This is a genomic window from Myxococcales bacterium, from assembly GCA_016720545.1.
Classification (GTDB): domain Bacteria; phylum Myxococcota_A; class Polyangia; order Polyangiales; family Polyangiaceae; genus JAAFHV01.
Window position 1 is genome coordinate 330,631 of record JADKKK010000002.1, and the last position, 12,152, is coordinate 342,782.

General features: G+C 71.7%; 7 protein-coding genes. 3 read left to right on the forward strand and 4 right to left on the reverse strand.

The window, feature by feature from the left end; all coding sequences use genetic code 11:
- Positions 1-80: 80 nt before the first annotated feature.
- A complete protein-coding gene (locus IPQ09_05295) occupies positions 81-3,386 on the reverse strand; it encodes a fused MFS/spermidine synthase (GenBank protein MBL0193636.1) in 3,306 nt (1,101 codons plus the stop codon).
- Between the two features lie 58 nt (positions 3,387-3,444).
- Here IPQ09_05295 and IPQ09_05300 point away from each other — a divergent pair, with 58 nt between their 5' ends.
- The 3 genes from IPQ09_05300 to IPQ09_05310 all read left to right on the forward strand — a co-directional run bounded on the left by IPQ09_05300 (position 3,445) and on the right by IPQ09_05310 (position 5,543).
- A complete protein-coding gene (locus IPQ09_05300; protein ID MBL0193637.1) occupies positions 3,445-4,053 on the forward strand; it encodes a hypothetical protein in 609 nt (202 codons plus the stop codon).
- 129 nt (positions 4,054-4,182) lie between these two features.
- Positions 4,183-4,644: a hypothetical protein gene (locus IPQ09_05305; GenBank protein ID MBL0193638.1), complete on the forward strand. Its 462-nt coding sequence runs from the start codon at positions 4,183-4,185 to the stop codon at positions 4,642-4,644.
- Positions 4,641-5,543: a hypothetical protein gene (locus tag IPQ09_05310; GenBank protein MBL0193639.1), complete on the forward strand. Its 903-nt coding sequence runs from the start codon at positions 4,641-4,643 to the stop codon at positions 5,541-5,543. Before IPQ09_05305 ends, IPQ09_05310 begins: the two co-directional genes overlap by 4 nt.
- Before the next feature lie 367 nt (positions 5,544-5,910).
- Here IPQ09_05310 and IPQ09_05315 read toward each other — a convergent pair whose 3' ends face one another.
- The 3 genes from IPQ09_05315 to IPQ09_05325 form a co-directional block, all read right to left on the reverse strand.
- Entirely contained in the window at positions 5,911-7,284 is a 1,374-nt protein-coding gene (locus tag IPQ09_05315) for a sigma-54-dependent Fis family transcriptional regulator (GenBank protein ID MBL0193640.1), read from the reverse strand.
- Between the two features lie 85 nt (positions 7,285-7,369).
- Complete coding sequence (locus IPQ09_05320) at positions 7,370-9,337, reverse strand: PEGA domain-containing protein (protein MBL0193641.1); 1,968 nt, start codon at positions 9,335-9,337, stop codon at positions 7,370-7,372.
- 141 nt (positions 9,338-9,478) lie between these two features.
- The gene (locus IPQ09_05325; GenBank protein ID MBL0193642.1) at positions 9,479-12,142 is read right to left on the reverse strand and encodes a hypothetical protein; all 2,664 of its coding nucleotides are present in this window, start codon (positions 12,140-12,142) and stop codon (positions 9,479-9,481) included.
- Positions 12,143-12,152: the final 10 nt, after the last annotated feature.

The following is a 12,152-nucleotide window of genomic DNA, read 5'->3' on the forward strand; positions in this document are numbered from 1 at the left end:
CCATCTTACTGAACAGCCGACTCTTCTGCACTTTGTGCCCCTTGTGGGGGCGCGCCAGGTCGGCGAAGTGACGGAATCCGTCACCGCCCGCCGAGGGGCGTCGGCGTGAGCGACTGAAAGCGCGCGTACTCCGCCTCGGCCGCGTCGGCCTTCGCCGGACGCGTCCGCTTGAAGCAGTCGCGCTGCGCGAGCAGGTACTCGTCGTCCCAAGGCGCGGGCCCACCCATGGCGTCGAATACCTCCGCGCAGGCGTCGTTCTTCATGAGCATCGCGAGGCGGAGCGATGCGATGGAACGCTGGCGCTCCATGGGCGAGAGGGGGAACCGCGTCTTCACGGCCTCGTAGAGCTTGTCGGCCACCTCGGGTCGCTCGTTGGCGAGCTCGACCGCGAGCTGCAGCATACGCTCGAGCACCACGAGGTTCACCCAAGGGGAGCTGCGCACGCCGTGGAGGCCCCGGACGAGCTCCTCGATCGCTCGGGGGGTGTCCTTGCGCTTCGCGGCGCTGAGGGCGCGCAGGCCTGACGCGGTCGCGGGCTCGAGGTCCTTGACGTACTCCTCGAAGGCTGCGGGCTCCAGGGTGGCGCTCTTCGCGGCGGCGCGGGCGACGAGCAGTCGCTCGAGGTAGGTCGGCTGCGCGATGCCCGCTGCGCTCCAGTCGCGGAGCACCTCGGCGCTCGGCGCCGTCTGGACCGCGCGGTAGAGCCGATGGAGCGCGGCGTCGCGCGGGGTGGGGTTCGGCACGCGCCAGGGCGGGGCCGGCTCGCCTCGGGAGAGGCGGTAGAGCAGCCACGAGTCGTCGACCCGCGCCCAGTCGACCGGGCCGACGACGCGCGGGCGGTGCCAGCCGAGGTTCTGCGAGAGGCGGGACGCGTCCATCGCGAGAGACACGCTGGCGCCCACCGAGCGCGCGTACGAAAACTCGAGGATGTTCTGGTCGTCGCGGTTGATGCGGGACTGCTGGAGCAGCTGCTTGGCGAGCTCGTCGCGCGCGATGAAGTGCGAGAGGAAGACCTCGACCGAGGAGCCGCCCCACACGTACCGGCTCGCCGTGAGGTAGGGCTCCTCCTGGAGGCGCTTGCCGATGGCGACCGTGTCGAGCGGCCCAGGATCGCTCCGGCGCGCGACCATCAGGAAGTCACCGGGCATGCTCTCCCACACCGTGACGTCGCCGAAGACGCTCCGAAGCGTCGCGAGCACGGTGTGGAACGCCTCGGCCTCGACCTCGTAGGACTGCATCCACTGCACGAAGACGCCGTCGTCGGCGAGGCGGGTCAGCACGGCCCGGTAGTAGTCTTGCGTGTAGAGGCTGGAGATGCCGGCGCGGTACGGGTTCGAGGGCTCGGAGAAGACGACGTCGTAGCGCTCGCGGGTCGTGAGGAGGAACTCGCGCGCGTCGCCGAGGGAGAGGTGCACCTTCGGGTTGTCGAAGACGTTGTTGTTGATGGGACCGCAGTCGCGCGCGACGCGCAGGATGGCGGGCTCGAGCTCGGACACGTCGATGCGCTCCATGGAAGGGATGCTTCCGAGCCACCCCGAGGTGCTGCCGGTGCCGAGGCCGATCACCATCGCCCGCTTGGGGTTCGGGTGCACCAGGGCGCCCAGGAGCCCGCTCATGACCTGCGTGGGCGCGTCGGCGAACACGTTGCCATCGGCCTTCCCGTTGACCACGAAGGTGTAGCCCGAGGCGCCGTTCAGCGCGACCGAGCTCTCGCGGCCGTCCGCGTCCCACACCACGCTGAGGCGGCTCTCCCGCCTCCACGACTCGATGGCGTTCGGCGTGGGGTTGGCGAGGAGCGAGTCCGCGCGGCCCGCGCCGATCGGCGTGTGCCTCCAGGCGGCGGTGGGCCCCTCGGCGAAGAGCGCGGCGAAGGCGAGGCTCACGCTCGCGAGGCCGCCCGCGTACACGAGCCCCTTGTTGCGGCCCTCATGGCGCGCGGAGAGGAAGAGCGCCACGAGGCCAGAGGCCGCCAGCAGCGCGATCACGAGCTTCCAGCAGCCGGGCGCCGTGAGCGCGGGGAGGAGGCCAAAGCCGCCCGAGAGCGACCCCACGATCGCCCCGAGTGTGTTCGCGAGGTACGCGACGCCGATCTGCCGGCCGATGTCCTTTCCGCCCTTGCCGAAGAGCCCGATCACGAGCGGAAACTGGGCGCCCGACACCACGGCGGCGGGGAAGATCACGAGAGAACACACGATGGCCCACGAGAGGACGCTGCCTCCGAAGCCGAGGATCCGGAGGGGTCGAATCGCGAGCGCGAAGAGCGCGACGCGATCGCCGGCCGCGAACGGAAGCGCGATGAAGAGCGCCTCGAGCCCGCAGGTGAGGGCGAAACCTCGGAGGGTGGGGACCGCCTTGCCGAACGAGTAGAGCGCGCCTCCGACGCCGATGCCGAAGAGCGCGACGGCGAGGATCAGCCCGAACGTGTAGGACGAGCCGCCGAGCAGCGGGGCGAGCATGCGGTACCACACGAGCTCCATCAGGAGGAACGCGAAGCCCACGATGGCGGCCGCCGCCGAGGGGAACCACCCGAGGCTCCGCGGGAGCACCTCGGAGCTCTCGCCGGCCGAATCGACAGCCGTCGGGGGGACCTCGGCGGCCTCGGGGGGCTTCGCCTCGTCGGCGGCCCCCGCGTCGGCGGTCTTCGCGGCGGCCTCCTCCGGGGTTTCGGTGCCCTCGGGGGTCTCGGCGGGGCCTTCGAGGGCCTCGGCCTTGGCGGACTCCGGGGTCTCCGCCGCGATCTTCGGCGCCGCCACGGGGGCCACCTCGACCGGCGCGCGCGAGAGCATGCGCCCCACGAGGCCGACGAGGACGTTCAGGAGGCAGATCATCCACAGCGTGAGCCGCGTGCCGAACACCTCGAGCATCACGAAATTGGCGGCGAGCGCCCCAACGACCGCGCCCAGCGTGTTGACGCCGTAGAGGGCCGACACTGCGCGGCGGCCGGGGTCCTCCTCGCTGGAGACCGCGCGCGCGGCCGCCGGCATCGTGCCGCCCATCAGCGTGGTGGGCACGATGAGGACGAGCGCCCCGAGCGCGAGTCGGGCCACGGTCGCCCCGACGATGCCGAGGGTCGACTGGCCGCCAAGCGCCAGGTAGGTCGTTCGCGCGAGCCACACGAGGAGCGGGGTGAGCGCGGCGGAGAGCGCCACGAGGAGCTCGAGGTTGGCATAGAGCTCGAGCGGATTCTTGGTACGATCCGCGCGCTTACCGATCACGATGCCGCCGAGGCCGAGCCCGCCCATGAAGACCCCGAGCACCGCCGCCGACGCGGCCGTGGAGGCCCCGAAGACGAGGCGCAGCTCGCGGAGCCAGGCGACCTGGTAGACCAACGCGCAGGCGCCGGAAAAGAACAGCAGGGGAGCGACGCGGGTCAGCCGAAAGCGCACGGGGCGATAAGAGCCGGGTGCGAAACGGGGCGCAAGTAGGATATTGTTGCCCGCTACGGTGACCACTCGCTCCCAACACGACGGCCGCACGGTGCGCCGCCCTCGGTGGAACGCGCGGCGGAGCTGGCGCGCGGCCCGCGGCGTCACGCTCGTCGACGTGATGAATCTCGTCGTGGTCGCGGCGAGCGTCAGCGCGGTCGGCATGTACGCGACCGCGCGCTACATCAGCCACACGAAGACCACCGAGGCGGTGAGCGAGGTCGCTGCGCTCGGCAAGGCGGCCGCTGAGTACTACGACACCTCCGACTCGGCGCAGCCCGCCGGCGCGACGGTCGCGGCGAAGCGCGCGATGCGGCGGTTCCCCGCCTCCTCGAAGGACAGCGTCCCGGCCGACCCGCTCGACGTGCGCGGGAAGCGCTACCAGTCGTCGTCGGCCGACTGGGCCCGCTCGCCGTGGAAGGAGCTCGGCTTCAGCGTGGCGCAACCCCAGTACTACGCCTACAGCTTCACGTCCGAGGGGACCGGCTTTCAGGCGCAGGCGAAGGGGATCGCGCGGGGCGACTTGAACGGCAACGGCACGCGTTCCATGTTTTACGTTCCGATCACGCCCGGCGCGGACGCCCACGCGCTGGTCGGGAACCTGGTGACGGAGGACTCCGAGGAATGAACCTGACGTGAGGCCCGCCGGGGCGAACCGAGGTCGAAGGCGGGCCCGAGCCGAGGGCGAGGTCTCGCCTTGAACCGGCGCTCGCGGTCGCGAGGCCGGCCGTCCAGCGCCGCTCGCCGCGGGGCCACGATGATGCAGGTTGCGGTCGGATTCTCGGTCGTCGGCTCCGTTCTCGCGGCGGCGGTGCCCGCGTTCCTCCGCGACTTTCACGCCTCTCGGCTCGCCGAGCCCGTCTCGGGCCTCGCCCGCATCGGCAAGGCGTCGATCGCCTACGGAGAGGCCCACGGCGGTGAGCTGCCAGGGCCCGCGCCCATGACGCCGGCGCAGGTTCCTCGAGGCGTGCTCATGATCGAGGCTCCAGGGACGTGGGATCACCCCACGTGGAAGGCGCTCGGGTTCGAGCCCGTCGCGAACGGCGCGCCCCACGCCTTCTCCTTCGCGTACGATCGCCACGAGGCGGAGCTCATGGCGCACGCGCACGGCGATCTCGACGGGGACGGCAACCTGAGCACGTTCGAGCTCCGCGGCCGCACCGACGGTCGCACCGTCACCGTCGAGCCGGGCCTCACGGTGCTGTCGGAGGTCGAGTGAGCGGTCCCCGCGCCGGCCTGGTCGCCGGGCTCATGGCCGCACTCTCGCTCGCCGGCATCGTCGGCTTCCAGCCGGCGCTCGCGCGCGACGCGACGCGGGCGCGTTCGAAGGCGGACGTCTTTCTGCTGCCCCCGCCGCGCGAGCTGAAGGCGATGTCCCTGGGCTACCGCTCGGCGCTCTGCGACATTCTGTGGGCGAAGCTGCTCGTGGAGTATGGCCGTCATTGGAGCGAGAAGCGCACGCTCGAGCACGAAGACCTGGTCCGCTTCTTGGAGGGCATCATCGCGCTCGACGACGACTTCCCTCCTATCTACAAATATGTAGACACCCTGCTCGTCTACCGGCCTCCGAAGGGTGACATCAAAGACGCGCGGGCGGCGCGCGCGTACCTCGAGCGCGGGGCCAGGTCGCACCCGCGGGACCCCGCCATTTGGCTGCACTATGGGGAATTCGTGAGCTATCTCGCTCCGGGTTGGCTCGAGAGCGAGGTGGAGCGTGACGAGTGGCGTCGCGATGGTGCGCTCGCGATCGTGCGCGCCGTCGAGCTTGGGGCGAAGGCGGACCGCTCGCTTGGCGCCGCCACGCTGCTCAGCCGCACGGGCGAGCGGGAGGCCGCACGTCGCGCTCTCGAGCGAGCCTACGCGGTCGCGGAGGACGACGAGGCGCGCTCCGACATCCAGCGGCAGCTCGAGAGGCTCGACTCCACGGCGTCGGTGGAGGAGCGCGAGCGGCGGCGCCTCCTCGTCGACCGCCGTCGGCGGCGCGCGATGCCTTTCGTCTCGCACACCACGTTCCTCCTGCTCGGCCCCCCGCGGCCCGCGCTCGCGTGCGTCGGGGCCGGGTCGAGCGCGCGGCCAGAGTGCCCGGTCGACTGGCCCGCGGCGCTCGGCACGCCCTGAGCTCGAGTCGACGTCGCGACCTCCGCGGGCGCCGGCGTTCGAGGCGTGAGCCTCCGGCCGAATGGCGCTCTAGCAGCCTGGAGTCGTGGTTGGTATCAGAAGTCCGGTCTTCGGTGTCATTCCGAGGAGCGATGGGGTGCCCCGTTTTCGGCGGCGGCGGGCCCGTCCTCAACTCGGACGTCGTTCCGCGCGGTGGAGGCGGCGCTTTGCGCTCAGGGGACAGTGGTTTCGGGTGTGACCGCGCGAGAACGCCGACCCTCGAACATGAGTATCCTCCCACCGCCGCCGAAAACGGGACACCCCCTCGCTCCCTTGTGGCGAAAGGCCGAGCCGCGCGACTTCTGGAAGGGATCACGCTTCCAGGAGACTAGCCCCGCTCCGCGCCCTCGCTTCGCGGGTCTTCTTCCTCGCCCTCCATCGCGTACTTCTGAAGGCGGTAGCGGAAGCTCCGGAACGTGATGCCGAGCAGCTTGGCCGCGGCGGTGCGCACGCCACCCGTGCGCTCCAGGGCCTCGACGAGGAGGCGCCGCTCGAGCTCGCCGATGACGTCGTCCAGGTTGCACCCCGCGTCGGGCAGGTGGACAAGACTGGGGGTGGGCGAGGACGCCGCGCCGCTCACCTCGCGGGGGAGGTCGCCGAGGCCGATCGTGCTCCCGCTGGACAGGGCGACGGCGCGCTCGACGATGTTCTCGAGCTCACGGACGTTGCCCGGAAAAGCGTAGGCGTCCAGCGCTCGCAGGGCGTCGGGGGAGAAGCCTCGCAGCGGCTTGTCGTGCTCGTGCGCGCATCGCTCGAGGAAGTGGCTCGCCAACAAGGCCACGTCCTCGCGCCGCGCGCGGAGGGGAGGCAGCTCGAGACGGAGCACGTTCAGGCGGTAGTAGAGATCTTGGCGAAGCGTCCCCGCCTTCACGTGAGCCTCGACGTCCGCGTTGGTGGCCGCCAGGATCCTCACGTCCACGGGCGATTCGGCGGACTCGCCGACGCCGCGAACCTTCCTCTCTTGGAGCACGCGGAGGAGCTTCACCTGCATCATGAGGGGGAGCTCGCCCACCTCGTCGAGGAGCACCGTCCCGCCCTCGGCCTCGCGAAAAATGCCAGGCCTCCGGCTCGTGGCGCCGGTGAACGCTCCGCGCTCGTGGCCGAACAGCTCGCTCTCCATGAGCTGCTCGGGGATCGCTCCGCAGTTGACGACGAGGAACGGCCTGCTCGCGCGGTCGGACGCGCGGTGGATCGCGCGCGCGATGCGCTCCTTGCCCGTGCCGCTCTCACCGGTGATGAGCACCGTCGTGCGCGAGCTCGCGATGCGGCCGACGAGCTCGAGGATCTGTCGCATGGCCTCCGAGCGGAAGAGGAGGCCCTCGCTGCTCTTGTCGAGCCGGTCGACCTGCGCGCGCAGTCGATGGTTCTCGGCGACGATCGCGCCCTTCTCGAACGCCTTGCGCACGAGCTCGCGGAGCTCGGCCGTGGAGAAAGGCTTCGCGATGAAGTCGTACGCGCCCCGGCGCATGGCGTCGAGCGCGTGCTCCACTGTGGAGTGCGCCGTCATGACGATGACCTCGGTCGCGTCGGCGCGTCGCCGCGCGAGCGACACGAGGTCCATCCCCGAGCCGTCCGGCATCATGAGGTCCGTGAGGACCACTCCGTACGGAGCAGGAGCGTTCATGATTTCGTCGCGCGCGGCAGCGAAGCCCGGCGCCGCAGTCACGCCGTAGCCGTCGCGACGGAGCAGGATGCTGAGCATGTCGCGCTGGCCCGGCTCGTCGTCGACGATGAGGACCGCGCGGTGCGCGCGCGCCTGCGCCTGCGCGTCGGTGGTCTTCAAGCCGCTACTCGCGGAGCTTCATGATGACCGGCTTGTTCTCGCCAGCCTTCACGGCCACGGTCACGCTCTTCTTCAGCCCTTCGCCCGCGTTGACGAAGAGCACAGTGTGCGAGCCCGCGCTCACCGGGACCTTCACCTTCGGGGTCTGCCCGAGGGGCTTGCCGTCGAGCACGACGTTCGACACGGGGATCGAGTTGAGCGTGAGGAAACCCTCGCCCGCAGGCGGCTTGGCGGCCGTCGCCGCGCCGGTCGGAGCGCCGGTGGGCGCCGTGGTGGGGGCGGTCGTCGGCGCCGTGCCGCCGGCGGGGGCCGTGGCGGTCGCAGAGCCCTTCGCGTCGAGCGTGACGGAGAACGACTTCTCCGCCATGCCGTCTTCGAAGCTGATGGTCTGGTGGAAGTCGTTGAAGCCCACCTTCGTGGCCTCGAGGACCCACGGCTTGGCCGGGTCGAGCTCCACCGAGATCGGCAGGGTAGGGAACTCGCGGCGGTCGGTGCCGGAGACCAGGTAGACCCGCGCGCCGGCCGTGCCGAGGTTGATCGTCGCTTTGCCCTTGACGACCTTCAGCGGCAGCGTGAGGTCCTGCACCTCGCCCTTGGCGACGGTGATCTTCTTCTCGAAGGGGGCGTAGCGGTCGGATCCTGCGAGCTTGATCGTGTGCTCGCCGGGCGAGAGATCGCGGACCTCCTGCGGGAGCGCTCCGATTTCTTTTCCGTCGACGTAGACCTTCACCCCGGGAAGGGCGGCGGCGATCTTGAAGCCCGAGCCGCCCTTTCCACCAGAGACCAGGCTGAAGTCGACGGTCGCGCTCTGCCCCGAGTTGACCGTCACCGCCTTGGCGGCCGGCACTTCGTAGCCGTCGGCCTCCACCTTCACCTGGTGCACGCCCGAGGAGAGCTTCTCCAGGATGCACGGCGCGACCTGGCAAGGTGCCTGTGTGCCGTCGACGAACACCGAGACGTGGCTGACTGGCCCGCCCTTCGCGTCGGTGACGTTCACGGCGAGCGCCCCCGTGCGTGGCATCAGGAAGAACACGGCCAGACCGGCCACGACGGCCACGCCGGCGACGAGCCCGACGACGAGCCCGGTGCGGTTCCCGCCCTCGGCCTGCGGCGCGCGCGCGACGAGCGCGGTCTGCTCCATCGCGCGCGAGGTCATCTGCGCGGTGGCGGGCATCGCGGTGGGAGGCGCGGGCGGCGCCGAGACGGGCGCGGGCGGCCTGGAGGGCACGCCGGGCATCGGCATGGGGGCCGTGTTGCCGCCGAACTGAGGGGGCGGCGGAGGCGCGCTCGCGCGGAACCCCGGGCCGCCGGGCGGCGGGGGCGGCGGAGGCGCCATCGCGCCGGGGGGCGCCGAGCGCAGGGGCGGGGGCGGGGGCGGGAGCTGGCCGCTCATGCCAACGAGCGTCGAGGCGCCGGACTTGGGGAACGAGTCGGGCACGTGCGGCTTCTGGCCGAGCTCCGCCAGCGCTGCCTCGACGTCCTCGTCTTCGCGGCGGTCTTTGTCGAAGACGTGGGTGGCCTCGTCCTCGTCGTCCCAGTCCATGTCGATGCCGCCGGAGCGCTTCGACTTGGTCTTCTCGGGCTTGCTGCCGGGAACGGGCGGCGGGGCGGCGGCAGCCGGAGGCGAGCTCGTCGACTTCACGGGGGGGCCGGAGACGGCGGGCAGGCCCGGGCGCGCTGGAGGCGGAGGCGGCGGCGCGCTGCCCTGGTTCGGGACGACCGCGCGGAACGAGCCGCTCGGCGGCGCCGGGGGGCCGCTCGGAAGGGGAGGCGGCAGCGCGCTGCCCCCAGACGTGGGCGGCGGCGGCGGCGGGCCGGGGATCGCGAGCCCCATCAGGGTCTTTTTCTCGACCTTTCCGCCCATGGGCGGCGGTGGCGGCGGAGCGGCCGAGCCGGCGCCGTTCTTCGCGTTCTTCTTCCCTAGCCCCTCGAAGATGTCGAGGTCGGCGCCGCTCTTGCTCTCGTCTGACATGAAAACTCTCTCGAAACCGTGAGTTGTAGCGGTTCGTCGACCTTCGTAGAAAATTCCCGGCAGCCCGCGCGGCGCATGCTAGCGCCACGTGGCGGACTTGACGAGCACCAATCCTCGCAAAACGGTCGCTGAAAGGCGAGCTTACGGCGATTGGGGCGTCGGGGGGGCTGGAGGGGCCGTGGGCGAGGGGCCGGAGGCGGCCGCCTTCGGCTTCGCGAAGTAGCGCACCCGCTGCATCTGGAGGGGGCGCCACACCGCGACGTCCACCACCGGGGTGGAGTCGAAGTGCGGTCGGCCGCCGGGCATCGCCTTGCGCACCAGGCGGGCCGTTGGCGGCCCGTGCGGGGCCGGATCGCGCTCCCCGTCGAGTCCGAGCCCACCGCCCAAAAGCGCCGCCATGTCGCCCGCCAGGTACATGCGACGCGACGCGCCGGCTCGCGAGAGCAAGGCGTCGGCGGCGGCCAGCGCCTGCGCGCGGGCGGGGCCGGGGAGTCCGGCGGCGCACTCGGCGAGCAGCAGCACGCCGTCCTCGTCGCGGACGCCGACGGCGGCTCGGGTGCTCTCGACGGGGCGTCCACTTCCTTCCAGCAAGACACCGTCGCTCGCCTTGTCCTTGGGGACGATGGCGAAGGAGCCGCTCGTCAACGCGAGTCGGAGCTCGCCGCCCGTCGGGCGAGCGCCAGCGCGAGCGGCGAGCACGAGCACCGTACCCGGGTCCTCCGCCTCGGCTCGGCCGAGCGCGACGGCCTTCGGGTCGACCTCGAGCACCCCGAGGCGGACCCCTGGAGCGCCCTCGGGATGCACGGCCGCCGTCGCGATCGCGTACGGGTAGCCGTGCTGCGGCAGCCCCTTCACCCGCCACGCTCCCTCTCCCGCCACGACGCCCGCGAGCGGAGGCCCTGGCAACACGCGCCGCGCGGTCAGGTAGAAGAAGTCGCGCTCGTCCCGGCGGATGTACCGGGGGAAGTTCATGTGGCCCATGCTCCTGATCATTCGCCGCGCGCGGAACCGGAACTCGGGCAGCCCGCGGACCTGCCCCTCGTACTCCCAATCGGTCTGGAGCGGCCGCGCGAGCGGGGCGTAGGCGGCCTCCGGCGCCATCGAGTAGAACTCGAAGCCGGCGTGACCGCCGTTCATGTCGAGGTGCATGCCGTAGCTGCAGCGCGCCCGGAGCATCGCGCGGCCGAGCTCCTCCGCCGAGACGTCCACGCCGTAGAGGTAGGCGGAGAACCCCTCTTTCGTGAGGCAGAGCCCGCTCCGGGTCGTGTGGATCGCGTCGTGCCAGCCGGGCGGAGTGCCACCCCACCAGGTGCGCTTCCAGGGGTTCCACGTGTCGTTCTGGACGAGCATGGTGAGGTTCTGGCGGAAGCTCAAGATCTCGTCCGGCACGTCGGTGGTGGCCGGCCACGAGCCCATCGCGGTGGTGCCGTCGCGGAGCTCCATCACGGTGGCCCCGTACGGCTTGGGTGGCAGGTAGAGAATGCCGTTGGCCTGCATGCCGTACTCGCCGTGCTGGGCCTGAAAGCCCCCGTTGAAGCCCGCCACGAGCGTGCGCATGACCTCGGGCGCCCTCGGGATCATCCCGGGGCCCGCCTCGCCCGTGGCGCTCACGGGCTCCACGGTCCCCGCCTCCATGTGGAGCGCCACGACGCGCGAGTCCCAAAGCGTGACGTAGACCCGCGTGCCCGGGCGTTGCGCGTCGGTGCGGACGAAGCTCTGCACGAAGGGCGTCGGGAGGCCGGGCACCTCGGTGATGAACGGATCTTTGTCGAGCGAGATCCACGCGCCCTCGTTCGGGAGCGGGGGCTGGAGGATGGGCTCCATCTTGGCGGGCGGGAACCCGACCTCGGGGTCGGCGGTGCTCGCCACGACGCGGGCGGGCCCTTGCTGCTGCGTGAGGCTCCCGAGGTCGCTCTCCACCTCCGACGCGCCGGAGCCTGCGCCAAAAACGTCAGACTTTCCGCGCTTTAGAAAGTCGAGCGCCGTGAACGCGACGGCCTTCAGGACCTGCATGTTCTCGTCGCCGAACGCGGGCACCGCGCGGACGCGGTCGACGGCCCAGGGCACGAGCCCTGGGGGGCGGCCTCGCTCGCCGAGCGTCACGCGCACGCGGGCCGCGCCCTCGACGGCCCGGCGCCCGCTCGCGTCGACCCGCACGACCTCGCCGCCGTCGATGACCGCGCGGAGCACGCCGCCCGACCACGACAAGGCCACCTGCTTCGCCTCGGGCTCGAGCGCGTAGACGTCGTGGACGACGCCGCGTCGGAGGCCCGTCTGCTGCCACTCCGTGCCCATCTCCTGGACCCGCTGGAGGGCGCTGAGGTCCTCCGCGCCGCCGTGGCCGCGCAGGTCGAGCACGTGGAGCGCCTTCACGACGCCATCGAGCGAGGTCGTGTAGGCGGCGAGCTCGCCGGAGACCACCGGGGCGTCCTCGTCGATCGCGGCCGAGCGCGTGAGGTTGTGCGACGCTCCGACCTCGAGCAAGACGCCCTCCGGCGACCGGCGCGCGAACACGAGGTACAGGTCGCGTGGGCCGGTGCCCTCGCTCGCGCGCACGAGGGCGTGGTCGGCGGCCCTCAGCGAGCGCAGTGGACCGCGCGGTGTCTCCGCCCACGCGACGTCTTCGGGGGCCGTGTCGAGGCCGGCGGCGGTGAGCGCCGTGGCGAGCGCGACGCGCGCGTTGGCGGGCGCTGGGTCGAGGTGCCCGCCGCCTCGCAGGGCGGCTGTGAGGGACAAGGCGAGCGCGACGGGGATCGGCCTTAGCCGCGGCGTGAGCACGAGTCGAAAACGCGCGGCGGAGGGCATCGAGTCCGGC